This is a genomic window from Pseudomonas sp. TE4620 (genome assembly GCF_056279045.1).
Genome location: NZ_JBWBQO010000001.1, coordinates 5353116 through 5379846, shown reverse-complemented (window position 1 = coordinate 5379846; position 26731 = coordinate 5353116). Strand labels below are relative to the sequence as shown.

Genomic DNA, 26731 nt, shown 5'->3' with positions numbered 1-26731 from the left:
TCCTCTATTTACGCAGCAGGCGCAGGCCGTTGAAGACCACCAGCAAACTCACGCCCATGTCGGCAAACACCGCCATCCACATGGTTGCCATGCCGGCGAAGGTGACTGCCAGGAAGATCGCCTTGATCCCCAGCGCCAGAACAATGTTCTGAGTCAGGATCGCCGCACTCTGGCGCGAGAGCCTGACGAAGGCCGGGATTTTGCGCAAGTCATCATCCATCAATGCCACGTCGGCGGTCTCGATGGCGGTGTCGGTACCGGCCGCGGCCATGGCAAAGCCGATCTCGGCGCGGGCCAGTGCCGGCGCATCGTTGATGCCGTCGCCGACCATGCCGACCCGATAGCCCTGGGCGTACAGGTCCTCGATGGTCTTGAGCTTGTCGGCCGGCAGCAGGTTGCCATGGGCCTGGTCGATCCCGACCTGGGCGGCAATCGCCTGGGCCGTGTGCGGATTGTCGCCGGTCAGCATGACAGTCTTGATACCGAGCTCATGCAGCTCGGCAATTGCCTCGCGGCTGCTGTCCTTGACCGTGTCGGCGACGGCGAACAGCGCCAGCGGGCCGGACTTGTCGAGCAGCAGTACAACGGTCTTGCCCTGCCGCTCCAGGGTATCGAGCCGGGCTTCGAGCTGTGCCGAGCACAGGCCCAGCTCCTCGACCAGGCGATGGTTACCGAGGTGATACAGCTCACCGTCGATCTCGCCACGCACACCGCGACCGGCCAGGGCTTCGAAGGCCGTTACTTCACTCAGGGGCAACCGCTGCTCATTGGCAAACACCGCAATGGCACGGGATACCGGGTGGTCGGAACGATCGGCAAGGCTTGCCGCCAGCGCCTGGGCGCGGCCTTCGAACAGCGGTTCGAGCACTTCATGGTCGGTTTGCACCGGCTTGCCATGGGTGATGGTGCCGGTTTTGTCCAGGGCCAGGAAGTCGAGTTTGCGCCCGCCCTCCAGGTACACCCCGCCCTTGACCAGGATGCCTTTGCGTGCCGCCGCGGCCAGGCCGCTGACGATAGTCACCGGGGTGGAAATCACCAAGGCACAGGGGCAGGCCACCACCAGCAACACCAGCGCGCGGTAGATCCAGTCGAACCAGGCGCCAGCCATGAACAGCGGCGGAATCACCGCCACCGCCAGGGCGAAGGCAAACACCGCCGGGGTGTAGATCCGCGAGAACTGGTCGACGAAGCGCTGGGTCGGCGCCCGCGCGCCCTGGGCTTCTTCCACGGCCTTGATGATCCGCGCCAGGGTCGATTGCCCGGCCGCCGCCGTCACCCGGTACTCCAACGCCCCGGCCTGGTTGATGGTGCCGGCGAACACTTTGTCACCGGGGCCCTTCTCTACCGGCAGGCTCTCGCCGGTGATCGGTGCCTGGTCGATGCTCGACTGGCCGCTGACCACCTCGCCGTCCAGGCCGATGCGTTCGCCGGGACGCACGCGCACCAGATCACCGAGGGCGACCTGCTTGACGTCCAGCTCACGCCACTGGCCATCGGCTTGCTGCACGGTGGCAAGGTCCGGGCTCAACTGCATCAGACCGCCGATGGCGTTGCGCGCGCGGTCCAGCGAGCGCGCTTCGATAAGCTCGGCGACGGTGAAGAGGAACATGACCATGGCCGCTTCCGGCCACTGGCCGATCAGCACCGCGCCGGTCACGGCGATGCTCATCAGTGCGTTGATGTTGAGGTTGCCGTTCTTCAGGGCGATCCAGCCCTTTTTGTAGGTGCCCAGACCGCAACTGAGGATCGACACCAGGGCGACCAGGGCCACTACCCAGGACGGCGCTAGCTCGGCAAAGTGGATTGCTTCGGCGCCCAGTGCCGCAACACCGGCCAACGCCAGCGGCCACCAGTGTTTTTTCACCGGCGCAGGCGCAGCGCCAGCTTCTTCGCTGGCCTCGCTCAACGGGTCGGCCTGCATACCCAACGAGGCGACCGCCTGCTCGATGGCGACAGTGTCGGCATGGGTGTGGCGCACGCCGAGGATGCGGTTGATCAGGTTGAATTCCAGCTGCTCGACCCCGGCCAGCTTGCCCAGTTTGTTCTGGATCAGGGTCTGTTCGGTCGGGCAATCCATGGCCTCGATGCGAAAGCGGCTCAGGCGCGCACCGGCGCTGCTCGCCTCGCTCAGTTGCACCAGCGCCGGTGCGGCGTCGTGGGAACAGCAGCTGTGGGCGTGCTCGGCATGTTCATGCCTGGCGTGATCATGGCTGTGGTCATGATCGTGAGGAGCTTTACCGGGGGTGTGGCTGACAGGCTGATTCATGGGTTCATCCTTAAATGTCCTGTTGCCAAGTGAACACCCTGTAGCCACTATAGGGTCAAGCCACTTGTCGAGGTATTTGCAGATGAAGATCGGAGAACTGGCCAAGGCCACCGATTGCGCGGTGGAAACCATCCGTTACTACGAGCGGGAAAACCTGCTGCCGGAGCCGGCGCGCAGCGAAGGCAACTACCGGATGTACACCCAGGCCCACGTCGAGCGCCTGACCTTCATCCGTAACTGCCGCACCCTCGACATGACCCTGGAAGAAATCCGCAGCCTGCTGCGCCTGCGCGACAGCCCGGATGACCAGTGCGAAAGCGTCAATGCGTTGATCGACGAGCACATCCAGCACGTCAAGGCACGCATCGATGGGCTGCAGGCACTGCAGGCGCAACTGCTGGAACTGCGTCAGCACTGCCATCCCAAGGAGGTCCAGTGCTCGATCCTGCAGCATCTTGAGGTCAATGGCGCAGTAACGGCGCCAGAGGCGGAGCATTCACATGTGGGCAGAAGCCACGGGCACTGATTAAGGTACCTGTAGGAGCGGCGGTGCGGCGACCCGACTTGACCCGCGATGCGGTCTGTCAATCACATCGCATCGCGGGTCAAGCCCGCTCCTACAGGATCAGACCGCCATCGGCGCCGTCATTGGCGCGTGGTGCTCGTAGCCTTCGAGGCTGAAGTCGCTCGGTTCGATCTTCTCTAGCCACTCTGGCTCGTACACGCCAGTCTTGGCGAATTCCGGCACGCGATCACTGATCACCAGCTTCGGCGCAGCCAGCGGCTCGCGCTTGAGCTGTTCGCCCAGCATGTCCAGGTGGTTTTCGTAGACATGCGCATCACCGATGAAATAGGTGAACCAGCGCGGCGTGTAGCCGGTCAGGCGGCCCATCAGCGACAGCAGTGCGGCGCCTTCGGTGAGGTTGAACGGCGTGCCCAGGCCCAGGTCGTTGGAGCGGATGTAGAGGGTCAGGGAAATTTCCCTGGTCTCGACATTCGGGTGGAACTGGTACAGCAGGTGGCACGGCGGCAGGGCCATTTCGTCGAGCTGGGCGCAGTTCCAGCCGTGGAACAGGATGCGCCGGCTGCCCGGGTCGTTGTGGATGGTGTCGATGCACTGGCGGATCTGGTCGATGGCCTTGTACAGCACCACGAAGGCTTCGCCGTCTTCCTCGGCCTGGGCGATCTGCTGGAAGCCCTGGCTCTTGGCCAGTTCGATGGCCGCCGGGTTGCTCAGCGGGATGCGCTTGTAGGCCGGCCACTGGCGCCATTGCACGCCGTAGATCTCGCCGAGGTCGTCATGGCCCTGGCGAAACGGGTTGGCCAGCCACTGGGCGTTTTCGTTGGCGTTCTGATCCCAGACCTTGCAGCCCAGCTCACGGAACTCGCCGGCGTTCTTCACGCCACGCAGGAAGCCGACCATCTCGCCGATGGCCGACTTGAACGCCAGCTTGCGGGTGGTGATGGCCGGGAAGCCCTTCTGCAGGTCGAAGCGCAGCATGGCGCCAGGCAGGCTGATGGTGCGGATACCGGTACGGTTACCTTGAAGGGTGCCGTTTTCGATGACGTCGCGGACCAGATCTAGATACTGTTTCATGGCTTACCTGTAGCAAAGACGGCAGGGGATCGCCCTGCCGTGGAAATTCAAACGGCGGCCTTGACCGTGGGTTTGCGGTTGTAGGCCCACCAGATCAGGAAGATGCCACCGACAATCATCGGCACGCAGAGCAACTGACCCATGGTCAACCAGCCGAAGGCGATGTAGCCAAGCTGGGCATCGGGTACCCGCACGAACTCTACGATGAAACGGAAAATACCGTAGAACAGCGCGAACATGCCGGAAACGGCCATGGTCGGGCGCGGTTTGCGCGAGTACAGCCAAAGGATCAGGAATAATGCCACACCTTCCAGGGCGAACTGGTACAGCTGCGACGGGTGACGCGGCAACTGCGCCGGGTCGCTGAACGGCGGGAAGACCATCGCCCACGGCACATCAGTGGCCTTGCCCCACAACTCGGCGTTGATGAAGTTGCCGATACGCCCCGCACCAAGGCCGATCGGTACCAGTGGCGCAACGAAGTCCATCAGCTCGAAGAACGACTTGTTGTTGCGCTTGCCGAACCACAAGGCGGCGAGCATCACGCCGATAAAGCCGCCGTGGAACGACATGCCGCCCTTCCACACTTCGAGGATCAAGGTCGGGTTGGCCAGGTAGGCGTGCAGGTCATAAAACAGCACGTAGCCCAACCGCCCGCCGACAATTACGCCCATGGACAGCCAGAACACCAGGTCCGAGAGTTTTTCGCGGCTCCAGGTCGGGTCGAAGCGGTTCAGGCGACGCGAGGCCAGCAGCCAGGCGCCGCCGATGCCGACCAGGTACATCAGACCGTACCAATGGATTTTGATCCATTTCAGGTCAAGGGCTACTGGATCTATCTGCGGATAAGGCAGCATGGTGACTCCTCTCGTTAAAGCAAAAAGCTAAGACCGACGCAAAACAGCAGCGCGGCGAACAGCCGCTTGAGCAGGCGTGGCGACAGTTTATGTGCCAGGCGCGCGCCGAAGCGGGCGAAAAACATGCTGGTCAGGGCAATCCCCAGCAGCGCCGGCAGGTACACAAAACCCAGGCTATGGGCGGGCAGGTGCGGGTCGTGCCAGCCGAGCCAGATGAAACTCAGGGCGCTGGCCACCGCAATCGGAAAGCCGCAGGCCGACGAGGTTGCCACCGCCTGCTGCATCGGCAGGCTGCGCCAGGTCAGGAACGGCACGGTCAACGAACCGCCGCCAATGCCGAAGATCGCCGAGGCCCAGCCGATCACGCTGCCGGCGAGGGTCAGCCCGGGCTTGCCAGGGATGCCGCGGCTGGCCTTGGGCTTGAGGTCGAGGGCCATCTGCGCGGCGATCACCAGAGCGAACACGCCGATGATCTTTTGCAGCATTGGCCCCTGAATGGCCGAGGCGGTCTTGGCACCGATACCCGCACCGACCAGGATCCCCAGGGTCATCCAGACAAAGATCGGCCACTGCACCGCGCCCTTGCGGTGGTGCTCGCGGATGGCATTGACCGAGGTGAAGACAATGGTCGCCAGCGAGGTACCCACCGCCAGGTGGGTCAGCACCGACGCATCGAAGCCTTGCAGGGTGAAACTGAACACCAGCACCGGCACGATGATAATGCCGCCACCAACCCCAAACAGCCCGGCCAGCACGCCTGCGCAGGCGCCCAGCGCCAGATAGAGCACGAATTCCATTGTCGCCCCCGTAAATTCAGTCCGGCATGGTAACGGAAGGTAGGCCTGCGGCTCTAGTGAAGACACATTAAGTCGATGGATCGCGTCGGACGCTATCGGTAGAGTGGGCAAAAACACAGAGGTCCACCTATGTGTCTGATCGCCTTTGCCTGGCGGCCTGGGCATGCCCAGCCGCTGATCGTCGCGGCCAACCGTGATGAGTTCTACGCCCGCCCCAGCCGCGTACTGGGGGCCTGGGAAGATGCGCCCGGGGTTTACGCCGGGCGCGACCTGGAAGCCGGCGGCACCTGGCTGGGGGTCGGCCCCAACGGCCGCTTTGCCGCGCTGACCAATATCCGCGACCCGCAGCAACCCCAGGGCACGCGCTCGCGCGGCGAGCTGGTGGCGGCGTTTTTGCGCGGGGAGCTTGGGGTTGAGGCTTACCTGGATCAGGTGGCCAGCCGCAGCCAGCAATATTCGGGGTTCAACCTGCTGGTCGCCGACAGCACGCAACTGGGTTACCTGAATGCCCGGCAAGCCACGCCGCAGCTGCTGGGCGCCGGGGTTTACGGGTTGTCCAACGCCGGCCTGGATACGCCCTGGCCAAAGCTGGTCAAGGCGCGTGCGGGCTTGCAATTGCAACTGGCCGATCCACAGCCGCAGCGCTTGCTGGACTTACTTGGGGATAACCTGCCGGCGGCAGACAGCGAGCTGCCAGAGACCGGCGTCGGCCTGGGTACCGAGCGGTTATTGTCGAGCGTGTTTATTGCCAGCCAGAACTACGGGACGCGGGCCAGTACCGTGCTGATTGTCGAGGCCGATGGCCGGCGACATTTAGTGGAGCGCAGTTTTGGGCCGCTTGGCGGGCATCTGGGGGAGGTGTGTTTGCAGGTCTGACGCTATCGCTGGCAAGCCAGCGATGGGCTGCAAAGCAGCCCCCAAACCTCACAAAGGCTTGCCCACTCCTGGCCCGATCATCCGCGCAAGGCCCAGGTTCTTCAGGGCCAGCTGCAGCGAGCTGTGGATAACTTGCGGGTTGTCGATGCCCATGGCCTGGGCCAGCAGTTCCTTGGACTTGCTCATGCTGACCTGACGCAACATCCACTTCACCTTGGGCAGGTTGGTAGCGTTCATCGACAGGCTGTCGAAACCCATGGCCATCAGCAGCACCGCCGCCGCCGGGTCACCGGCCATCTCGCCGCAGATGCTCACCGGCTTACCTTCGGCGTGGGCATCGCGCACCACGTTCTGCAGGGCCTGGAGCACCGCCGGATGCAGGTAGTCATAGAGGTCGGCGACGCGCGGGTTGTTGCGGTCGACCGCCAGCAAATACTGGGTCAGGTCGTTTGAGCCGACCGAGAGGAAGTCCACCTGGCGCGCCAGCTCGCGGGTCTGGTACACCGCCGCAGGGATTTCGATCATCACCCCCACCGGCGGCATCGGCACGTCGGTGCCTTCGTCGCGCACTTCGCCCCAGGCCCGGTGGATCAGGTGCAGGGCTTCTTCGAGTTCGTGAATACCGGAAATCATCGGCAGCAGAATGCGCAGGTTGTTCAGGCCTTCACTGGCCTTGAGCATGGCGCGGGTCTGCACCAGGAAGATTTCCGGGTGGTCGAGGGTGACGCGAATACCGCGCCAGCCGAGGAACGGGTTGTCTTCCTTGATCGGGAAGTACGACAGCGCCTTGTCGCCGCCGATATCCAGGCTGCGCATGGTCACCGGCAGCGGGTGGAAGGCCGCCAGTTGCTCGCGATAGATCGCCAGCTGCTCCTTCTCACTGGGGAAGCGCTGGTTGATCATGAACGGCACTTCGGTGCGGTACAGGCCGACGCCTTCGGCGCCACGCTGCTGGGCGCGAGCGACATCGGCAAGCAGCCCGGTGTTGACCCACAGCGGCATGCGGTGGCCATCGAGGGTCACGCAAGGCAGTTCGCGCAGGGCGTCAAGGCCCTGGGCCAGCTGGCGTTCTTCTTCAACGACTTCGGCGTACTGCTTGCGCAGCACTTCGCTGGGGTTGGTGTAGACCTCGCCCTTGTAGCCATCGACGATCATGTCGATGCCGTCGACCTTGGAATACGGCAGGTCGACCAGGCCCATGACGGTCGGAATGCCCATGGCCCGGGCCAGGATGGCAACGTGGGAGTTGCCCGAGCCCAGTACCGAGACCAGGCCGACGAGTTTGCCTTCCGGCACTTCGCCGAGCATCGCCGGGGTGAGTTCTTCGCTGATGAGAATGGTGTTGTCGGGATAGACCAACGACAGCTGACGGGCCTCCTGCAGGTAGGCCAGCAGTCGCCGGCCCAGATCCTTCACGTCCGAAGCCCTCTCGCGCAGGTAGGCGTCGTCCATCAGTTCGAAGCGATTGACGTGCTCGCCGACCACCTGGCGCAGCGCGCCCTGGGCCCATTGGCCGGTCTTGATCACCTGCACCACTTCACCGCCCAGGGCCGCGTCTTCGAGCATCATCAGGTAGACGTCGAACAGCGCGCGCTCTTCCGGGCGCAACTGGGTGGCGAGTTTGGCGGAGAGGTTGCGCATGTCTTCGCGCACCCCTTCCAGGGCGTTGTTGAACAGTTTCAGTTCGGCGTCGATGTCATCAACGGTCTTGTCCGGCACCACATCGAGGTCGGCCGGTGGCAACATGACCACCGCCTTGCCCACCGCAGCGCCGGGTGAACCGGGCACACCGACGAACTTGGCCTCCTGGATACCCTTGCCCTGACGGCCCAGGCCACGGATCGAACCGGTGGCCTCGGCATGGGCGATAACCCCGGCCAGCTGCGCGCTCATGGTCACCAGGAAGGCTTCTTCGCCCTCGTCGAACTGGCGCCGCTCCTTTTGCTGGATGACCAACACCCCGACCACGCGACGGTGGTGGATGATCGGCGCACCGAGAAAGGAAGCAAAGCGCTCCTCGCCGGTTTCAGCAAAGTAGCGATAACGCGGGTGGTCGGCGGCGTTTTCCAGGTTCAGCGGCTCTTCGCGCGTGCCGACCAGGCCCACCAGGCCCTCGTTGGGGGCCATGCTGACCTTGCCGATCGAGCGCTTGTTCAGGCCCTCGGTGGCCATCAGCACGAAGCGGTTGGTCTCGGGGTCGAGCAGGTAGACGGAGCAGACCTGACTGCCCATGGCCTCTTTTACGCGCAATACAATGATCCCCAACGCCGTCTTGAGATCCTTGGCGGAGTTAACTTCCTGGACGATCTTGCGCAGCGTATTGAGCATGGCTCGGGGTCGAACTCCGTCGTCAGTCGCGCGCCAGCAGGCGCGGGGCAAGCTCTTTGAGAGCGCGGCGGTAAACCTCGCGCTTGAATGTCACCACCTGGCCCAGCGGATACCAATAGCTGACCCAGCGCCAGCCGTCGAACTCCGGTTTACCGGTCAAGTCCATCCGCACCCGTTGCTCGTTGGAGACCAGGCGCAGCAGGAACCATTTCTGTTTCTGGCCGATGCACAGCGGTTGGCTGTGGGTACGGACCAGGCGTTGGGGTAAACGATAACGCAACCAGCCGCGGGTGCAGGCAAGAATTTCAACATCATCTCGCTCCAGCCCCACTTCTTCGTTCAGCTCGCGGTACAGGGCATCTTCCGGCGTTTCCTCGGGGTTGATACCTCCCTGGGGAAACTGCCAGGCATCCTGGTTGATCCGTCGAGCCCATAGCACCTGCCCAAGATCATTCGTCAGAATGATCCCGACATTGGGGCGAAAACCATCGGGGTCGATCACGGCAGCAACCTCGCAAACGCATGTCACGGCATTGTTCCACAAAGGTCACAAGGCCAGCAACGCGCCTGTTTACCTTATGTGCACCGATGTGAAAAGTCCGTATTCTGTGGGACTTTTCAGATGTTATGCGAGTGACTTAAATGCGCCTGGCTTTATTCGATCTGGACAACACGCTCCTTGGTGGCGACAGCGACCACGCCTGGGGTGACTACCTGTGCGAACGCGGCATTCTCGACCCGGTCGAGTACCAGAACCGCAACGACGCCTTCTATCAGGACTATCTGGCCGGCAAGCTGGACCTGAACGCCTACCTGAACTTCAGCCTGGAAATCCTCGCGACCACGGAAATGGCGCAACTCGACGAATGGCATCGCGACTTCATGCGCGACTGCGTCGAGCCGATCATCCTGCCCAAGGCCCTGGCCCTGCTGAAAAAGCACCAGGATGCCGGCGACAAACTGGTGATCATCACCGCCACCAACCGTTTCATCACCGGCCCGATCGCCAAGCGCCTGGGCGTACAGACCCTGCTGGCGACCGAATGCGAAATGCTCGACGGCCGTTTCAGCGGGCGCAGTACCGATATACCCTGCTTCCGTGAAGGCAAAGTGACGCGTCTGAACCGCTGGTTGCTGGAAAACGGCTACAGCCTGGACGACAGCTACTTCTACAGCGACTCGATGAACGACCTGCCGCTGCTGGAGAAGGTGGCCAACCCGGTCGCCGTCGATCCGGACCCGAACCTGCGCGCCGAAGCTGAAAAGCGCGGTTGGCCGGTGATCAGCCTGCGCGATTGATCGCCGCTATGGGAGCGACTGCTCGCTCCCACCGAAGCCCGCATGATCAGACCGGCTTGGCACCCATCAGCCCGGCGATGGCGATAAAACAGACACCGCTGAACACCGCCAGCGCCAGGGTGAATTTCGGGTTGCCCACAGTCGGCGCCGTGCGCAGGCGGTTGACCCGCGCCAGCAGCCAGAACCAGCTGAACGCTGCGAAGGTGTAGATCACGCTGGACCCCAGCACCCAGGTCTGGCCCAGCGGCCAGCCGATCAGGTGCACCAGCCACCAGCCGGTAAAGGGCATGCTCACCAGGCAGATGCCCATCAACAGCCAGACAAACACCAGCGGCCGGGCCATCAGCCGGGTGTGGGCACTGGCATCGCCCTTGCGGCGCGCGATAAAGGTCCAGATCGCCAGCCCCAGGGCGCTGCCCAGCAGCAACACGGTGGCCAGGATGTGGGCGATTTTCAGGGTAGTCAGCAGTTCCATTTCTTATTTCTTCCTCAGGCGTTGCCCAACAGCGTAGACGCTCAGCCCAGGAACAGCCGGTACGCCGGGTTATCGGTTTCGTCCCAGTACGGGTAGCCAATCTTGGCCAGCGCCGCCGGCACCAGGTGGCGCTCATCATCCGGTACCTGCAGGCCGGCGACCACGCGACCATCGGCCGCGCCATGGTTGCGATAGTGGAACATCGAGATGTTCCAGCGCCCGCCGAGCTTGTTGAGGAAGTTGAACAGCGCCCCCGGACGCTCCGGGAACTCGAAACGCAGCACCAGCTCGTCGCTGACCCGCGCCGCATGGCCGCCGACCATGTGGCGGATATGCAGCTTGGCCAGCTCGTTGTCGGTCAGGTCGAGCACCGGGAAGCCTTGCTCGGTCAGGCTCTGGATCAGCGCGCTACGCGGGTCGGTATCCGGATGGGTCTGCACGCCGACAAAGATGTGTGCTTCGCCGTCGGCATGGTAGCGGTAGTTGAATTCGGTGATCTGGCGCTTGCCCACCGCCTCGCAGAAGGCCTTGAAGCTGCCCGGCTGCTCGGGGATGGTCACGGCGATGATGGCTTCGCGGCCCTCGCCCAGCTCGGCGCGCTCGGCAACATGGCGCAAGCGGTCGAAGTTGACGTTGGCGCCGGAGTCGATGGCCACCAGGGTCTGGCCGGCCACGCCATTGAGTTCGACGTACTTCTTGATCCCGGCAACACCCAGAGCCCCGGCAGGCTCGGTGATCGAGCGGGTATCGTCGTAGATATCCTTGATGGCTGCGCAGATCTCGTCGGTACTGACGGTAATCACCGCGTCGACGTAGTCCTTGCAGATGTCGAAGGTGTGCTGGCCGATCTGCGCCACCGCCACGCCATCGGCAAACAGCCCGACCTGCGGCAATACCACGCGTTCACCCGCAGCCATGGCGGCCTGCAGGCAGTTGGAGTCGTCCGGCTCGACGCCGATCACTTTGATTTCCGGGCGCAGGTACTTCACGTAGGCGGCGATGCCGGCGATCAGGCCGCCACCACCGACCGGGACGAAGATCGCGTCCAGCTGACCCGGGTGCTGACGAAGGATCTCCATGGCCACGGTGCCCTGCCCGGCGATGGTGTGCGGATCGTCATAGGGGTGGATGTAGACATAACCCTTCTCGTCCACCAGCTTCAGCGAATAAGCCAGCGCTTCCGGGAACGAGTCACCGTGCAGCACCACCTTGCCGCCGCGCGAACGCACGCCTTCGATCTTGATCTCGGGGGTGGTCTTGGGCATCACGATGGTGGCCTTGATCCCCAGCTCACGGGCCGCCAGGGCCACGCCCTGGGCGTGGTTGCCAGCCGATGCGGTGACCACGCCACGGGCCAGTTCCTCGGCGCTGAGCTGGGCCAGCTTGTTATAGGCACCGCGAATCTTGAACGAGAACACCGGCTGCAAGTCTTCACGCTTGAGCAGGATGTTGTTGCCCAGACGCTTGCTCAGCTGGCCGGCGGTCTGCAACGGAGTTTCGACGGCGACGTCGTAAACGCGCGAGGTGAGGATCTTCTTGACGTACTGTTCGAGCATCGGGAAAGCATCACTGAGCGGTTGGGCGGGGTTTGCGAGTCTACCCCAGCGCCCTGTCGGGCGACCACAGCAAGGCAGGGGTTTTAGCCGCTATACTACGCGCCTTCACGATACTCCTCCCCGCTTCGGAGCCCGCATGACCCAGGACCAACTCAAACAGGCTGTCGCCCAGGCCGCTGTCGATTTCATTCTGCCCAAGCTCGACGACAAGAGCATCGTCGGCGTCGGCACCGGCTCGACCGCCAACTGCTTCATTGACGCCCTGGCCAAGCACAAGACCGCCTTCGACGGCGCGGTCGCCAGCTCCGAAGCGACCGCGGCACGCCTGAAGGGTCATGGCATTCCGGTGTACGAGCTGAACACTGTCAGTGACCTGGAGTTCTACGTCGACGGCGCCGACGAAAGTGACGAGCACCTGAACCTGATCAAAGGTGGTGGCGCGGCCCTGACCCGCGAGAAGATCGTTGCCGCCGTGGCCAAGACCTTCATCTGCATCGCCGACGCCAGCAAGCTGGTACCGGTGCTGGGCGCCTTCCCGCTGCCGGTCGAAGTCATCCCCATGGCCCGCAGCCATGTGGCCCGCCAGCTGGTCAAGCTTGGCGGCGACCCGGTGTACCGCGAGGGTGTGCTGACCGATAACGGCAACATCATTCTCGATGTGCACAACCTGCAGATCACCAACCCGGTCGAGCTGGAAAGCCAGATCAACGCGATTGTCGGCGTGGTCACCAACGGCCTGTTCGCGGCGCGCCCGGCGGATCTGCTGTTGCTGGGGACTTCGGAAGGGGTCAAGAGCCTCAAGGCCTGATAGCATCGCGGGGCAAGCCCGCTCCTACAATGTAGGAGCGGGCTTGCCCCGCGATAATGCCTACTCGGTCGGCTTCTTGAACACGTAAAACAGGTTCGGCTCGCTGACCAGGTAAATGGTCCCGGCATCGTCCATGGCGATGCCTTCGGCCTGCGGCACACTCTTGTTCAAGCCCTGAAAACCCTTGCGCAGTGACAAGGTGCTCAACGGCTTGCCCTGCACATCCAGCTCCAGCACCAGTTGCGACTCATCCGACAGCGCCAGCAAGTGGCCGCTGCGCTCATCGAACTGCAAGCTCGACAGATCACGCACAAACAACCGCGAATCACGCTTCTGGTCCTGTACCACATGCACTGCATACGGCTGCTCGGGGTTGTCGTGGGGGAAGCCATGCACCTCGTAGATCAGCATCGGGTCGCGCTCCTTGGCGACGAACAGACGCTTGCCGGCCGAGTCGTAGGCCAGGCCCTCAAAGCCTTTGTTGCCATTGAGGCCAATGCCCAGGGTCAGCTGTTCGGCATCCTTGGCGTCGAGAAACGGCGTGTTGTCGGTCAGGCGCACGCGAATCAGGCGCTGCTCGCGCTCATCGGTAATCACGTAGCTGTTGGCGCCGACGTACTCCACCGCCTCCGGATCACCAAAGCCGGTCAACGGCACGCGCCTCAGGATACGCCCGTCCAGCGACAGCTCGATCAGCTCGGAACGCTTGTTGGTCACGGTGAACAGGCTGTTGCGGTCAGGGTCGAAGGTCAGCGCCGAGATATCGTCGTCCAGGCCTTCGATAGGTTGCGCCTCAAGCACCACCTGGTATTGATCCAGGCCGATGCTCTGCTCGAACGGCTGCCACCAGGTCTTGAGGTTGAACCAGCCGCGCTCGAACAAACGGTATTGCTGCCCGGCAACGGCGACCAGGAGCAAGGCGAGAAGGCTCGCAACCAGAAAAATCAGCGGCAGGCGGATGTAGCGACGCATTCAGGTGGACTCTTTGGGTGACAGCCTGAATCTTCCCACACTCAACTGAAGCGAAACTTAAATCCTGACGTAGGAAAAGTCTGAAATCACGGCTTTTTGAAACGATAGAACAAGTCCGGCTCACTGACGATGTACAGCGTGCCGTGTTCGTCCATCGCCACGCCTTCGGCGCGCGGAATTCGCTTCTTCAGGCCGTTGAAGCCGCCCAGCAGGGTCATGAAGCTGACCTGCTCGCCCTTCTCGTCCAGCTCCAGGAGCATGTTGGAGTCAGCCGACAGCACCAGCAGATGCCCGGTGCGCGGGTCGACACCCAGCGCCGAGAGGTTGCGCAGGTCCAGTTCGTCGCTTGGCAGCGGCTGCTTGTCGCCGGTCAGCGGGCTGTGGCCGTCGCTTTTCCAGGTGAACAATGCCGGCGGCCGCTCTTCGCCGAGGATGATGCGCTGCTGCAGAGGGTCCCAGGCCACGGCTTCGAAGGCCTTGTTCTGGTTTGCCGAGGGGCCGAGGTCGTATTGGGGGAAATCGGCGATGTTCAGCGACTTGGTGTCGGCAGCAAGGGTGACGATGGTCATCTTGTGATCGCGCTCGTCGACGATCGCCAGGCGCCCGCCTTCAAGCACGGCCACGCCCTCGGGGTTGCTCCAGCCCACCAGGGGCATCTTGCGCAGCACGTCGCCGTCAAGGGTCAGTTCGACCAGAAAGGGATTCTTGCCCATGACCGCGAACAGAGTTTTGCTCACCGGGTTGTAGGACAGGTCTGAAGCTTCATCGTCCTCCATGCCCGGCAATACCTTGGCATCGATATCGACCTGGTAGTCCGGCAACCAGATGCTCGCCTGTTGCTCGCTCTGGCTTTCGAAACGCTCCTGCAACCAGAGCAGGCCACGGTCATCCCAATGCATGGCGATCGCCACGCCATAGCCGATGATCGCCGCGGCCACCAGCCAGGTGGACCAGCGCAGGGCCAGGCCACGCTTGCGCGCAGGCGGCAGGGAATTGCTCGAAGGAAGAGGAGTGGCCATGGATTTGTGCTCTTTTTGCCAGTTGATAACACCGTACCGGCACATTTCGCAGAGCCAGGTCCGCAAGCATTATCCGGATCGATTGTGAAAAAAATGGCAAAAGCCGACGGGCAGTATGGCAGCCAGTATTTCTGGCTGCCACGTCGGTGGTTCAGAGCACCTGGCTTTCGAAACGGCTGACGCCTGGCAGTTCGAGCACCAGTTGGTCGTCGGGGTTGAGCGGGCCGACGCCAACCGGGGTACCGGTGAGGATCACGTCGCCGGCCAGCAGCGAGAATTGCGTGGCCATGTGCTGGATCATCGGCACGATCGGGTTGAGCATCAGCGCGCTGTTGCCGTCCTGGCGCACCTCACCGTTGAGGGTCAAGCGGATGCCGATGTCGGTCAGGTCCTCAAAGGCACCGACCGGCACGAACGGCGGCAGCACGCAGGCGCCATCGAAGCACTTGGAGCGCTCCCACGGCAGGCCCTTTTCCTTGAGTTGCGCCTGCAGGTCGCGCAGGGTCAGGTCCAGGGCCGGGGCAAAGCCGGAGATGGCGTCGAGCACTTCTTCTTCGGTGGGGCTGGTAGACAGCGACTTGCCGAGCAATACGGCAATTTCCGTCTCGTAGTGCACCGAGCCACGCTCGGTCGGGATCTTGAAGCCGCTGTCCAGCGGCACCACGCAACTGCCCGGCTTGATGAACAGTAGCGGCTCGCTCGGGATCGGGTTATCCAGCTCTTTGGCGTGCTCTGCATAGTTGCGCCCGATGCACACCACCTTGCCCAGCGGAAAGTGAATACGCGTGCCGTCTACATACTGGTGCTGATAGCTCATTACCGACTCCTGGCGCTATTGGATGCTCTTGTGCCTGTGGCTTACTCGACCGCGAAGATCTTGCCCGGGTTCATGATCCCGTTAGGATCGAACGCCGCCTTCACTGCTTTCATGTATTCGATTTCGACCGGCGAACGGCTGTAGGTCAAGTAGTCGCGCTTGGTCATGCCGACGCCATGCTCGGCAGAGATCGAGCCGTTGTACTTCTCGACGGTCTCGAACACCCACTTGTTGACCGTCGCGCACTTGGCAAAGAACTCGTCCTTGCTCAGGTTGTCGGGCTTGAGGATGTTCAGGTGCAGGTTGCCGTCGCCGATGTGGCCGTACCAGACCACTTCGAAGTCCGGGTAGTTATCGGCGACGATCGCGTCGATATCCTTGAGAAACGCCGGTACTTTCGACACGGTCACGGAAATGTCGTTCTTATACGGGGTCCAGTGCGAGATGGTCTCGGAGATGTACTCGCGCAACTTCCACAGGTTCTGCAGTTGCTGCTCGCTCTGGCTCATGACGCCGTCGAGCACCCAGCCCTGCTCGACGCAGTGCTCGAAAGTGGCCAGGGCATCATTGGCCACCTCTTCGTTGCTGGCTTCGAACTCCAGCAAGACATAGAACGGGCAGTCGGTTTCGAACGGTGCCGGCACGTCGCCACGGCCCATGATCTTGGCCAGGGCCTTGTCGGAAAAGAACTCGAAGGCTGTCAGGTCGAGCTTGGCGCGAAACGCGTGCAGCACCGGCATGATCGAGTCGAAATCCGGGGTACCGAGGACCATCGCCGTGAGGTTGTTCGGCGCCCGATCCAGGCGCATGGTCGCCTCGACCACAAAGCCCAGGGTGCCCTCGGCGCCGATGAACAGCTGGCGCAGGTCGTAGCCGGTGGCGTTCTTGATCAGGTCCTTGTTCAGCTCGAGCAGGTCGCCCTTGCCGGTGACGACCTTGAGGCCGGCCACCCAGTTGCGGGTCATGCCGTAGCGAATAACCTTGATCCCGCCGGCATTGGTGCCGATATTGCCGCCAATCTGGCTGGAACCTGCCGAGGCAAAGTCCACTGGGTAGTAGAGGCCCTTGTCTTCGGCAAAATCCTGTAGCTGCTGGGTAACCACCCCCGGCTGACAGACCACCGAGCGGTCGAACTCGTTGAAATCGAGAATCTGGTTCATGTAGTCGAATGCCACGACCACCTCGCCATTGGCCGCCACCGCTGCAGCTGATAGCCCGGTGCGACCGCCCGACGGCACCAGGGCGACCTTGTGCCGGTTGGCCCAGCGCACGATGGCCTGGACCTGGTCGATGCTCTTGGGGAAGACGATGGCCGAGGGCGCGGGGGCGAAGTGCTTGGTCCAGTCCTTGCCGTAAGCCTCAAGGGAGGCGGCATCGGTCAGCACCTTGCCGGGCTCTACCAGGGTCATCAGCTCATCAATCAGCGCAGAATCGGTCATCGATAGAACTCTCGAACTATTCATAGTCACCCTGAGCACTCTTCACGTCCCAGGGATGGGCGTATCGGGGGGTACTCATGCTAGCATACGCCCCCCGCTGATCGTGCTTCAGGCCGATGCTGCGAGAGCTTCACTTCCCTGCCATTTTTCTCCGGGACACAGGTTTACGCAGATGAGCAAGACTTCTCTCGATAAGAGCAAGATCAAGTTCCTTCTTCTCGAAGGCGTCCACCAATCCGCCGTGGACGTCCTCAAGGCCGCCGGGTATACCAGCATCGAGTACCTCACCGGTTCTCTGCCCGACGCTGAGCTGAAAGAAAAGATCGCTGATGCCCACTTCATCGGCATCCGCTCGCGCACTCAACTGACCGAAGAGGTTTTCGACTGCGCCAAGAAACTGGTCGCTGTCGGCTGTTTCTGCATCGGTACCAACCAGGTTGACCTGAACGCCGCTCGTGAGCGCGGTATCGCCGTGTTCAACGCGCCGTACTCCAACACCCGCTCGGTGGCCGAGCTGGTGCTGGCCGAAGCGATCCTGCTGCTGCGCGGCATCCCCGAGAAAAACGCTTCCTGCCACCGTGGCGGCTGGATCAAAAGCGCGGCCAACTCCTTCGAGATCCGCGGCAAGAAGCTGGGCATCGTCGGCTACGGCTCGATCGGCACGCAACTGTCGGTCCTGGCCGAGAGCCTGGGCATGCAGGTGTTTTTCTTCGACCCGCTGACCAAGCTGCCACTGGGCAACGCGACCCAGGTCACCAGCCTCAACGAACTGCTGGGCCTGGCCGACATCGTCTCGCTGCACGTGCCTGAGCTGCCATCCACCCAGTGGATGATCGGCGAGAAAGAAATCCGCGCGATGAAGAAGGGCTCGATCCTGATCAACGCCGCCCGCGGTACCGTGGTCGAACTGGATCACCTGGCTGCGGCGATCAAGGACAAGCACCTGATTGGCGCCGCCATCGACGTGTTCCCGGTCGAGCCGCGCTCCAACGACGAGCAATTCGAAAGCCCGCTGCGTGGCCTGGACAACGTGATCCTGACCCCGCACATCGGCGGTTCCACCGCTGAAGCCCAGGCCAACATTGGTCTGGAAGTGGCCGAAAAGCTGGTCAAGTACAGCGACAACGGTACTTCCGTGTCGTCGGTCAACTTCCCTGAAGTGGCCCTGCCGGCGCACCCGGGCAAACACCGCCTGCTGCACATCCACGAAAACATCCCGGGTGTACTCAGCGAAATCAACAAAGTGTTCGCCGAAAACGGGATCAACATCTCCGGTCAGTTCCTGCAGACCAACGAGAAAGTCGGTTACGTGGTGATCGACGTTGACGCCGAGTACTCGGACCTGGCGCAAGAAAAACTGCAACAGATCAAGGGCACCATCCGTTCCCGCGTTCTGTTCTAAGTTTTCCGTGCGACAAAAAAGGGAGGCCGTGATGGCCTCCCTTTTTTATGCCCGCCTTACTTGACGGTAACGGTGATCTTCTTCGACTCGACGCTTGGCTTGAACGGCACGTGGAACTTGTCGCCCAGCACCAGTTGCAGGGTGTGCTTGCCCGGGGTCAGGGTCAGTTTTACTTCAGTCTGTGCCTTGCCGAAGTGCAGCACTTGCGGGCCCGCCGCCAGCGGCGCGTTGTTTTCCGGCAGCAGGCTGGTTGGCAGTACCTGGTCGGCTGCAGGTTCTTGATCGACGTCCACCAGCAAGTGGTGGTGGCCGCTATGCGGGGTCTGATCACCCGCCGGCTTGAGCTCCATGCCCTCGATGCCGAATTTGACGGTGAAGGTCTGGTCGACCGTGGCGCCATCGGCCGGGGAAACGATGAAGACCTTGGCGGCTTTTGGCGGCTCCTGGCTTTTCAGGCCATCGGCGGCAGCGGCAAAGGCCGAGACCCCCATCAGCAATCCGGCGACGGCTGCACGCGAAAATAGGCTTTTCATTCACTTCTCCTGTGTTTTACTTCAATAACCCTTGCCACTGAACGAACGGCAACGGTGGATTACCATAGTCCAAATGCGTCAAAACATGTTTAACAACGGTGACAGAAAAATTTCGCCGCCCGTTAAACATCCTCCACCTGACGTGGTCTTAAGTTGTGTTCGACCGTGACAACACCAGAAAGTCGCGGCGACTCGATTTCACTGCCAAGCATTCAAGGGGCTTAAATGCGTTTTGCCATTGGGGTACTACTTGCCACCCTGCTCAGCCCATGGGCACAGGCCGAGCTGATCGACGACGTCAACGACCGCGGTGAACTGCGCATTGCCGTAGAAGCCAACATGGCGCCGTTCAATTTCAAGGAAAACGACAAGCTGAGCGGCTTCGAAGTCGAGCTTGGACAGTTGCTGGCCAACGAACTGGATGTGCGCGCCGAGTTTGTCGTGGTTGAAGCCAAAGACCTGCTGCAAGGCGTTGAAAGCGGCAGCTACGACATCGCCATCAACCACATCGCCGCTACCCCTGAGCTCAAGGAGCGCCTGGATTTCAGCGAGCCCTACGCGTATTCCAGTGCCCAACTGATCGTGCGCAAGGAAGAAAAGCGCCCGCTGGGTTCCCTCCAGGCCCTCAAGGGCCATAGCCTGGGCGTGGTCCAGGGCAGCCAGTTCGCCGAACAGGCGCGGGTGGTCGAAGGCGTGGACCTGCGCAGCTACGCGGATGCCATGCAGCCGATCAAAGACGTGGCCAGCGACCAGATCGATGCCGCCATCAGCGACCGTTTGCTGGTGCCCTATGCCATCCGCGACAGCCAGCAAGCGGTGAGCAAGGGGGCCACCGTTGGCCCGATCCTGACCCTGGCGATTCCGTTTCAGAAGGGAAACCCGGCGTTCCAGAGCGCTGTGGACAACGCCCTGCAGCGAATCAAGGCCGATGGCCGCTTGAGCGAGCTGTCGCAGAAGTGGTTCGGGATGGATGCGAGCAAGCCGCCGAAGTAACAAAAGCTTCGCGGGGCAAGCCCGCTCCCACCGGGCCCGGTAGGAGCGGGCTTGCCCCGCGATGGTGTTAAAGCTGTTTCAAGGCTTGCTCTGCCGCCTCAAGCTCCAGCTCACTGAACACCTGCACCCCTTCCCGGCGCAGTAACGCCACAGTCACCCCTTCGCCGGTGACTTTGGTGCCACTGAAGGTACCGTCATAAGTCAGCAGATTGCCACACGAAGGACTGCCTGACTTGAGCACCGCGATACGGATGCCATGCCGCCGCACCAGCTCCAGCGCCCGCTGCGCACCGGCCAGAAATTGCACACTGACATCCTCGCCCGTGACGGTCAGTACCTGCGTGTCACCTTCGAGCACCGCTGCGCCCTGGCCACCGGGGATCTCCGCCGGTGGCCGTGGCGTTGGCAAGCCGCCGGCCACTTCAGGGCACAAAGGCACGATGCGCCCCTGGTTTTGCCACTGCTGGAGCAATTCCGGATGGCCGCTGGCGCGTCCGTCATAGCGCACCGGCTGGCCGAGCAGGCAGGCACTGACCAGGACCTTGTGCATCTCAGAACGGCTCGTTGCCACGGCGGCGGAACCAGCCGGTCAACGACAGGCGGTCGCGATGGGCCGGCAGCACCTCATGGGGGACTTCGCCGGAAAGGAATATCACCAGGCAACCGCCAATCGGCGGCACGTCGTGCTCGACATCACCCTTGAGGGTCATGCGTAGCTGGCCGCCATGTTCGGGCTGCCAGCCTTCATTGAGGTAGATCACCGCCGAAACCATGCGCCGGTCGTCGTCGCGAAAGCGGTCAAGATGTTTGCGATAAAAGGCGCCCGGCGGATACAGGGCGAAGTGGCACTCGAAGTCCTCAAGACCGAGGAACAGCCCGCGATTGAGGGCCAGGCGCAGGCTGTCCATCAGTGCCAGGTAGTGGTCGCAAGGCTCGGCCTGGCCGGGCTCCAGCCACTGGATGCGGTCGCCGCGGATGCCCTCGCGGACCTCCTGGGCAACGCCCCGACCCACGGCTGCCGGTTCCAGCTCGCCCTCGGCGGCGCGTTTGCGGCACTCGGCCGCCAGCGCCAGGGTCAGAGGCTCTGGAAGAAAGGTATCTTGCTGCGACCAGCCACGGGTGGCCAGGTCGTCGACGATGCGCAACAGCAGGGGGTCATCAGGGGATATGTGCATGTCGCGCATAGTATCGATCTGCTGCGAAATCCGACAGCGCCACTTGGCCGAGAGTATGCAATGGCTTCTCGACAAAGCCCCGCCATGGCAAGGACAATAGCGCCCTGCCGACAGGAGTCCTGAATGCGCCGTTTGTTTTTACTGCTGATGATGATCTGCACCACGCCTGTCTGGGCAGACAGCCTCGACCAACTCTACAAGGTCGCCGGCTGGCCCGAGCAGCGCGCCCACTTTACCGATGCCCTCGATGCCGCCCAGCAGCGCTATCGCAACAGCCTGCCGCCTGCGGTTTACCAGGCGCTGGTCAATAACAGCAATCAGCGCTTCCAGGCCCAGGCCGTGGATAAACGCGCCGAGGCCCAATTGCGCGCCAATCTCAGCGATCCAGCGCCGGCCCTGGCGTTCTTCCAGTCGCCGCTGGGGCGCAAGATCGTCGCCGCCGAACTGCTCGCCACCCGTCGCGACCAGCTGGCCAAGAATGCCAAGGGCCTGCCCAAGGTCCAGGCCAGCGACAACCGCCTGCTGATCATCGGCCACCTGGCCCAGGCCCTGCCGGCCCGTGAAGCCGGTGCCGAAGTGAGCCTGGCGATTGCCGGGGTCGCCGCCGACAGCCTTAGCCAGATGATCCCCGGCCTGCTCGGTGGCGGCCAGGCCCAGGGCCTGCTCGACGGCCAGCGCCAGCGTTTGATGGAGCAGATCGGCAGCGAGCTGAACAACACCTTGCTGTACGTCTATCGAGACCTGTCCGACGCCGAGCTTGAAGAGTTCGCCACCTTTGCCGAATCCGCTGAAGGCAAGGCTTACTACAAGGCGGCCCTGGCGGCGATCCGCGCCGGCCTTGCGGTGGGCCAGGAAACCTCGCAGCTGAAGTGATCAGCCCAGGCGCTGGTCGATGAACTCGAAATAGCGCGCGCGAATCGCCGGCAGCTCGTTGGCCAGGTGATGCCGCGCTTCGGGGATCATCAGGATCCGCGGCGCGGCGAACTTCTCCCCCAGCACCTTGAGGTTGTACGGCCAGTCGACGGTCATGTCGCATTCGCCCTGGATGATCAGCGGCTGGCGCGGGCTGAGCGGCGCCGCCTCGATACGCTTGACCCAATCGAGCAGCGCCCCGACCCAGGCCGTCGGCAGGCGCCTTGGCTGCAGCGGATCGGCCAGCAGGAACGGCAAGAAGGTCGGGTCGTTGCTGTTCTCGCTAAAGCGCCGTTCGATGCCGTTGACGAACGGCTTGAGCACCCGGTAGCTGAACTTCGACCAGCGCCAGGCCCGTGGCCGTACCAGCGGCGCCAGCAGGATCACCTCGCCCTGGGCCGGGCTCTGGGCGCCGTGATGCAGCAGATGGTCGACGACGATGGCGCCACCGGTGCTCTGCCCGAACAGGTGCCAGGGCTGCGGCAACTCAAGGCTGCGGGCCTGCTCGAACAACGCATGCAGCACCTGCTGGTAGGCGCTGAAATCATCGATGCTGGCCCGCTCGCCGCTGGACAGCCCGTGCCCCGGCAGGTCGCAGGAAATCACCGCATAGTGCTGGTCCAGCGCCCAGTCGATGACATGCCGGTACAGGCCCATGTGATCGTAAAAGCCATGCAGCAGAATCAGCGTTGCCACTGGCGCTGCCGGCAGCCACACCTGGCCGACCACCTCGAAACCTGCGGCGTCGAAGCGCCCGAGCCAGCTCTGCGGGGCCTCTTCGCGGGCGGGCAGATCCAGCCCGTAGAAGCGCTGATAGGCCTGGCCCTGCGTCGACAGCGGCTGCCGCGCCGCCAGGGAGGTCAGGCTGGCACGTAGGGAGTCGGGCTGAAATGACGCGGGCATAAAAGAATTCCAGACACAAAAGCGGGTTATTGACCTGTGATATTCATCTGTCGCCGCCGGCATGGCAAGCTAAGCGACTTTTTTCGGACACTGCCGACATGCCCCGCTCGCCCCTGCGTACCCTGCTTGGCCTGTTGCTCGCCGCCCTCTGCGGCGCCGGCCTGTGGTGGGCCTACGACAGTTTTCAGAGCCGCTACCTGCGCACCTTCGACAACCAGACCGCGCTGTTCTCCGGCGACCGCCTGCAACTGCCGGCGGGCATTGCCGGCCCCGGCCCGATCCGCCTGGTGCACTTCTGGGACCCGGCCTGCCCGTGCAACGTCGGCAACCAGCAGCACCTGGGCGAGCTGATCGAGCACTTCGCCCCCCAAGGCGTGGAGTTCTACGTGGTGCAAAAACCCGGCACCCGCGGCCAACTGCCTGCCACCCTCAGTGCGCTCAAACCGCTGGGCGAGCTGCCCGGCGCCGAACACCTGCCGGCCACCCCCGGCGTGGCGATCTGGGACCGTAACGGCCAACTGGCCTACTTCGGCCCCTACAGCGAAGGCGCCACCTGCAACTCCAGCAACAGCTTCATCGAGCCGATCCTGCTCGCCCTGAGCCAGGGCCGCGCCGTCAGCGCCACGCACACCATGGCGGTGGGCTGCTACTGCCCCTGGCAGCCCTAGCGCACCCGCGCAGGGTTGCCCACCACGGTGGCACCCGCCGGCACATCGCGGGTGACCACGCTGCCGGCGCCGATCACCGCGTTGTCGCCCACCGTCACCCCCGGCAGGATGATCGCGCCGCCGCCGATCCACACATTGCTGCCGATCTTCACCGGCCGCCCGCTTTCCAGGCCGCTGCGGCGTAGCGCCGGGTCCAGCGGGTGGTCGGCGGTGTAGATCTGCACCGCCGGGCCGATCTGGCAGTCATCGCCGATGCTTACCGGGGTGACGTCGAGGATCACGCAGTTGAAGTTCATGAACACATTGGCGCCGACACTGATGTTGTAGCCGTAGTCGCAATAGAACGGTGGGCGAATCACCGCGCCGTCACCGACCTTGCCGAAATGCTCGACCAGCAAACCATGGCGCTGCTCATTGAGCAGCTCGGCGCTGTTGTTGTAGCGCTGCATCCAGTGCTTGTTGGCGATCTGTTCGGCCTGCAGCTGCGGGCAGCTGGCGTGATAGAGCTGGCCGCTGAGCATCTTCTGCTTTTCACTGAGACTCATCTTCCCTCCTTTGGGGCTATCCTCTGTCCGACTTTACCTCGATGATCGGACCACACGATCCGCTAAAAAGCACAAGGAGTCACGATGAAGCGCAGCCTGACCTTCCTCGCCGTGGTCATCGCCGCGGCCGCCGGCGGCGGTTACTGGTACGTGCACGGCAAGCTGCCGCAACGCCAGGGCGAGGTTACCCTGAGCAGCCTGCAGGCACCGGTCAATGTGCGCTACGACGCCCGCGGCGTGCCACATATCCAGGCGCAGAACGAGGCCGACCTGTACCGTGCCCTGGGCTATGTGCATGCCCAGGATCGCCTGTTCCAGATGGAGATCATCCGCCGCCTGGCCCGTGGCGAGCTGGCCGAGATCCTTGGCAGCAAACTGGTCGCTACCGACACCCTGTTCCGCAGCCTGCGCATTCGCGAGCAGGCCGAGCTTTACGTCGAACGCCAGGACAAAACCTCGCCCGCCTGGCTGGCCCTGCAGGCCTACCTTGAGGGCGTCAACGCCTGGCAGGACAGCCATCCCAAGCCGATGGAGTTCGACGTGCTGGGCATCTCGCCACGGCCCTTTACCGCCCAGGACACCATCAGCATCGCCGGCTACATGGCCTACAGCTTTGCCGCAGCGTTCCGCACCGAGCCTGCGCTGACCTATATCCGTGACCAGCTGGGCGCCGACTACCTGAAGATCTTCGACCTCGACTGGAACCCGCAAGGCGCCCTGGCCAGCACGCCAGCCCTGGCCGCCAGCGACTGGCAAAGCCTGCAGCAGCTTGCGCAGCTCAGCCAGCAAGCCCTGGGCGATGCCGGCATTCCCCAATACGAAGGCAGCAATGCCTGGGCCATTGCCGGCAGCCGCACGCGCAGCGGCAAGCCGCTGCTGGCCGGCGACCCGCATATCAGTTTCGCCGTGCCATCGGTGTGGTACGAGGCGGAACTGAGCGCGCCCGGCTTCAACCTCTACGGCTATCACCAGGCGCTGAACCCCTTCGCATCACTCGGGCACAATCGCGACTTCGGCTGGAGCCTGACCATGTTCCAGAACGATGACGTCGACCTGATCGCCGAACAGGTCAACCCCGACAACCCCGAGCAAGTGAAGATCAACGGCCAGTGGCAAACCCTGAGCCAGACCCACGAACAGATCGCGGTGAAGAATGAGGCGCCGGTGGACATCACCCTGCGCCGCTCGCCCCATGGGCCGATCGTCAACACGGTACTGGGCGACATGGCGGGCCCGACGCCGATTGCCGTGTGGTGGGCGTTCCTGGAGACCGAGAACCCGATCCTCGATGGCTTCTACCAGGTCAACCGTGCCGACACCCTCGACAAGATGCGCGCCGCGGCGGCGAAGATCCAGGCACCCGGGCTCAACCTGATCTGGGCCAACGCCCGTGGCGATATCGGCTGGTGGGCGGCGGCGCAGTTGCCGATTCGCCCTGCCGGAGTCAACCCGGGCTTCATTCTCGATGGCAGTACGGCGCAGGCCGACAAGCTCGGTTTCTATCCTTTCAGCGCCAACCCGCAGGCGCAGAACCCGGCCAGCGGCTACATCGTCTCGGCCAACTTCCAGCCGCCAGCGAACATACCGGTGCCGGGCTATTACAACCTGGCCGACCGTGGCCAGCGCCTGAACCAGCACCTGGCCGACCCGCAGATCAAGTGGGACCAGCAAAACAGCCAGGCGCTGCAACTGGACACCGCCACCGATTACGGCCCGCGCACCCTGGCGCCGCTACTGGCAGTGCTACGCGAAGTGGCCGAGGGCGATCAGGAGAAGGAACTGGTCGAGCAACTGGCGGCGTGGAATGGTGACTATCCGGTGGACTCGGTCAGTGCCACGCTGTTCAACCAGTTCCTCTACGAACTGGCCTACGCGGCGCTGCACGACGAGCTGGGCGACACCTGGTTCCAGACCCTGATCAGCACCCGCGCCATCGACGCCGCATTGCCGCGCCTGGCGGCCGACGTCGCTTCACCCTGGTGGGGCAAACAGGGCAGCAGCGAGCAAGGCGATCGCACCGCAGCGGTGAAGCAGGCCTGGGGCAACACCCTGGCGCACCTGCGCGAGACCTTCGGCAACGACCCGGCAGGCTGGCAATGGGGCAAGGCACACACCCTGACCCACAACCACCCATTGGGGCTGCAGAAGCCGCTCAACCTGTTGTTCAACGTCGGCCCGTTCGCCGCGCCGGGCAGCCATGAAGTGCCCAACAACCTGTCGGCGAAAATCGGCCCGGCGCCATGGCCGGTGACCTATGGGCCATCGACCCGGCGCCTGATCGACTTTGCCGATGCCGGCCAGGCCCTGACCATCAACCCGGTCGGGCAAAGCGGGGTGTTGTTTGACCGCCACTATGGCGACCAGGCCAAGGACTATATCGAGGGCCGCTACCACAAGGCGCAGATGGGGGTGATTCCGGCGCAGAGCACCTTGAAGCTGGTGCCTTGAAAGCTTCGCGGGGCAAGTCGGGTCGCCGCACCGCCGCTCCTACCGA

The 26731-nt window shown here is 63.2% G+C and carries 26 protein-coding genes; 9 read left to right on the top strand and 17 right to left on the bottom strand.

Annotated features, from left to right (window positions below; translation table 11 throughout):
• Positions 1-4 precede the first annotated feature (4 nt).
• Complete coding sequence (locus ACZ9A3_RS24985; RefSeq protein ID WP_476253227.1) at positions 5-2266, bottom strand: heavy metal translocating P-type ATPase; 2262 nt, start codon at positions 2264-2266, stop codon at positions 5-7.
• Between the two features lie 82 nt (positions 2267-2348).
• Here ACZ9A3_RS24985 and cadR point away from each other — a divergent pair, with 82 nt between their 5' ends.
• Positions 2349-2792, top strand: coding sequence for a Cd(II)/Pb(II)-responsive transcriptional regulator (gene cadR / locus ACZ9A3_RS24980; RefSeq protein WP_038997693.1), 444 nt, complete (start codon positions 2349-2351; stop codon positions 2790-2792).
• A 99-nt stretch (positions 2793-2891) separates the two neighbouring features.
• On the opposite strand, the gene ACZ9A3_RS24975 is transcribed toward cadR, so the two are convergent.
• The 3 genes from ACZ9A3_RS24975 to ACZ9A3_RS24965 are packed head-to-tail and all read right to left on the bottom strand — an operon-like array spanning position 2892 to position 5517.
• Positions 2892-3863, bottom strand: a complete 972-nt coding sequence (locus tag ACZ9A3_RS24975; protein ID WP_045201834.1) for a thymidylate synthase — start codon at positions 3861-3863, stop codon at positions 2892-2894.
• 47 nt (positions 3864-3910) lie between these two features.
• On the bottom strand, positions 3911-4720 hold the full coding sequence (lgt, locus tag ACZ9A3_RS24970) for a prolipoprotein diacylglyceryl transferase (protein WP_045201832.1): 810 nt from the start codon (positions 4718-4720) through the stop codon (positions 3911-3913).
• Positions 4721-4734: 14 nt separating this feature from the next.
• On the bottom strand, positions 4735-5517 hold the full coding sequence (locus tag ACZ9A3_RS24965) for a sulfite exporter TauE/SafE family protein (RefSeq protein WP_045201826.1): 783 nt from the start codon (positions 5515-5517) through the stop codon (positions 4735-4737).
• 129 nt (positions 5518-5646) lie between these two features.
• Between ACZ9A3_RS24965 and ACZ9A3_RS24960 the strand changes: the two genes are divergently transcribed.
• The gene (locus ACZ9A3_RS24960) at positions 5647-6393 is read left to right on the top strand and encodes an NRDE family protein (protein WP_476253226.1); all 747 of its coding nucleotides are present in this window, start codon (positions 5647-5649) and stop codon (positions 6391-6393) included.
• 48 nt (positions 6394-6441) lie between these two features.
• Here ACZ9A3_RS24960 and ptsP read toward each other — a convergent pair whose 3' ends face one another.
• Both ptsP and ACZ9A3_RS24950 read right to left on the bottom strand, forming a co-directional pair.
• A complete protein-coding gene (ptsP, locus tag ACZ9A3_RS24955; RefSeq protein ID WP_045201822.1) occupies positions 6442-8721 on the bottom strand; it encodes a phosphoenolpyruvate--protein phosphotransferase in 2280 nt (759 codons plus the stop codon).
• Between the two features lie 22 nt (positions 8722-8743).
• Positions 8744-9223 (bottom strand): RNA pyrophosphohydrolase, encoded by a 480-nt coding sequence (locus tag ACZ9A3_RS24950; protein WP_010222140.1) that lies wholly within the window; start codon positions 9221-9223, stop codon positions 8744-8746.
• 140 nt (positions 9224-9363) lie between these two features.
• Here ACZ9A3_RS24950 and ACZ9A3_RS24945 point away from each other — a divergent pair, with 140 nt between their 5' ends.
• A complete protein-coding gene (locus ACZ9A3_RS24945; protein WP_045201820.1) occupies positions 9364-10020 on the top strand; it encodes a histidinol-phosphatase in 657 nt (218 codons plus the stop codon).
• 46 nt (positions 10021-10066) lie between these two features.
• Here ACZ9A3_RS24945 and ACZ9A3_RS24940 read toward each other — a convergent pair whose 3' ends face one another.
• Both ACZ9A3_RS24940 and ilvA read right to left on the bottom strand, forming a co-directional pair.
• Positions 10067-10495, bottom strand: a complete 429-nt coding sequence (locus ACZ9A3_RS24940) for a DUF2269 family protein (RefSeq protein ID WP_093377338.1) — start codon at positions 10493-10495, stop codon at positions 10067-10069.
• A 41-nt stretch (positions 10496-10536) separates the two neighbouring features.
• Complete coding sequence (gene ilvA, locus ACZ9A3_RS24935; protein ID WP_045201818.1) at positions 10537-12051, bottom strand: threonine ammonia-lyase, biosynthetic; 1515 nt, start codon at positions 12049-12051, stop codon at positions 10537-10539.
• A gap of 136 nt (positions 12052-12187) precedes the next feature.
• Between ilvA and rpiA the strand changes: the two genes are divergently transcribed.
• Positions 12188-12859 carry a ribose-5-phosphate isomerase RpiA gene (gene rpiA, locus ACZ9A3_RS24930; protein WP_010222132.1) on the top strand — a complete coding sequence of 224 codons (672 nt, stop codon included), beginning with the start codon at positions 12188-12190 and terminating at the stop codon, positions 12857-12859.
• 60 nt (positions 12860-12919) lie between these two features.
• Here rpiA and ACZ9A3_RS24925 read toward each other — a convergent pair whose 3' ends face one another.
• The 4 genes from ACZ9A3_RS24925 to ACZ9A3_RS24910 all read right to left on the bottom strand — a co-directional run bounded on the left by ACZ9A3_RS24925 (position 12920) and on the right by ACZ9A3_RS24910 (position 17106).
• The gene (locus tag ACZ9A3_RS24925; protein ID WP_195885432.1) at positions 12920-13831 is read right to left on the bottom strand and encodes an SdiA-regulated domain-containing protein; all 912 of its coding nucleotides are present in this window, start codon (positions 13829-13831) and stop codon (positions 12920-12922) included.
• A gap of 86 nt (positions 13832-13917) precedes the next feature.
• Positions 13918-14850, bottom strand: a complete 933-nt coding sequence (locus ACZ9A3_RS24920) for an SdiA-regulated domain-containing protein (RefSeq protein ID WP_213602750.1) — start codon at positions 14848-14850, stop codon at positions 13918-13920.
• Between the two features lie 151 nt (positions 14851-15001).
• Positions 15002-15667 carry a fumarylacetoacetate hydrolase family protein gene (locus ACZ9A3_RS24915; protein ID WP_476253225.1) on the bottom strand — a complete coding sequence of 222 codons (666 nt, stop codon included), beginning with the start codon at positions 15665-15667 and terminating at the stop codon, positions 15002-15004.
• Positions 15668-15708: 41 nt separating this feature from the next.
• Entirely contained in the window at positions 15709-17106 is a 1398-nt protein-coding gene (locus ACZ9A3_RS24910) for an FAD-binding oxidoreductase (RefSeq protein ID WP_045201810.1), read from the bottom strand.
• A gap of 172 nt (positions 17107-17278) precedes the next feature.
• Between ACZ9A3_RS24910 and serA the strand changes: the two genes are divergently transcribed.
• Positions 17279-18508: a phosphoglycerate dehydrogenase gene (gene serA, locus ACZ9A3_RS24905; RefSeq protein WP_045201808.1), complete on the top strand. Its 1230-nt coding sequence runs from the start codon at positions 17279-17281 to the stop codon at positions 18506-18508.
• A gap of 56 nt (positions 18509-18564) precedes the next feature.
• Here serA and ACZ9A3_RS24900 read toward each other — a convergent pair whose 3' ends face one another.
• Positions 18565-19041 (bottom strand): DUF4399 domain-containing protein, encoded by a 477-nt coding sequence (locus tag ACZ9A3_RS24900; protein WP_045201806.1) that lies wholly within the window; start codon positions 19039-19041, stop codon positions 18565-18567.
• Between the two features lie 225 nt (positions 19042-19266).
• Between ACZ9A3_RS24900 and ACZ9A3_RS24895 the strand changes: the two genes are divergently transcribed.
• Positions 19267-20034 (top strand): transporter substrate-binding domain-containing protein, encoded by a 768-nt coding sequence (locus tag ACZ9A3_RS24895; RefSeq protein ID WP_045201800.1) that lies wholly within the window; start codon positions 19267-19269, stop codon positions 20032-20034.
• A 67-nt stretch (positions 20035-20101) separates the two neighbouring features.
• Here the strand turns inward: ACZ9A3_RS24895 and ACZ9A3_RS24890 are convergent, their stop codons facing one another.
• Positions 20102-20584, bottom strand: coding sequence for a 2-thiouracil desulfurase family protein (locus tag ACZ9A3_RS24890; protein WP_195885429.1), 483 nt, complete (start codon positions 20582-20584; stop codon positions 20102-20104).
• 1 nt (position 20585) lies between these two features.
• Positions 20586-21218 carry a 2OG-Fe(II) oxygenase gene (locus tag ACZ9A3_RS24885; protein ID WP_045201793.1) on the bottom strand — a complete coding sequence of 211 codons (633 nt, stop codon included), beginning with the start codon at positions 21216-21218 and terminating at the stop codon, positions 20586-20588.
• A gap of 114 nt (positions 21219-21332) precedes the next feature.
• On the opposite strand from ACZ9A3_RS24885, the gene ACZ9A3_RS24880 reads away from it, so the two are divergent.
• The gene (locus tag ACZ9A3_RS24880; protein ID WP_045201792.1) at positions 21333-22082 is read left to right on the top strand and encodes a DUF2059 domain-containing protein; all 750 of its coding nucleotides are present in this window, start codon (positions 21333-21335) and stop codon (positions 22080-22082) included.
• On the opposite strand, the gene bipL is transcribed toward ACZ9A3_RS24880, so the two are convergent.
• A complete protein-coding gene (gene bipL / locus ACZ9A3_RS24875; protein WP_195885428.1) occupies positions 22083-23024 on the bottom strand; it encodes a phospholipase BipL in 942 nt (313 codons plus the stop codon). It abuts the gene before it with no gap.
• A gap of 98 nt (positions 23025-23122) precedes the next feature.
• Between bipL and ACZ9A3_RS24870 the strand changes: the two genes are divergently transcribed.
• Entirely contained in the window at positions 23123-23692 is a 570-nt protein-coding gene (locus ACZ9A3_RS24870; protein ID WP_093377366.1) for a DUF6436 domain-containing protein, read from the top strand.
• Here the strand turns inward: ACZ9A3_RS24870 and ACZ9A3_RS24865 are convergent.
• Positions 23689-24237 (bottom strand): sugar O-acetyltransferase, encoded by a 549-nt coding sequence (locus ACZ9A3_RS24865; protein ID WP_093377375.1) that lies wholly within the window; start codon positions 24235-24237, stop codon positions 23689-23691. The genes ACZ9A3_RS24870 and ACZ9A3_RS24865 overlap by 4 nt on opposite strands.
• 84 nt (positions 24238-24321) lie before the next feature.
• On the opposite strand from ACZ9A3_RS24865, the gene ACZ9A3_RS24860 reads away from it, so the two are divergent.
• The gene (locus tag ACZ9A3_RS24860; RefSeq protein WP_258595819.1) at positions 24322-26685 is read left to right on the top strand and encodes a penicillin acylase family protein; all 2364 of its coding nucleotides are present in this window, start codon (positions 24322-24324) and stop codon (positions 26683-26685) included.
• Positions 26686-26731 lie beyond the last annotated feature (46 nt).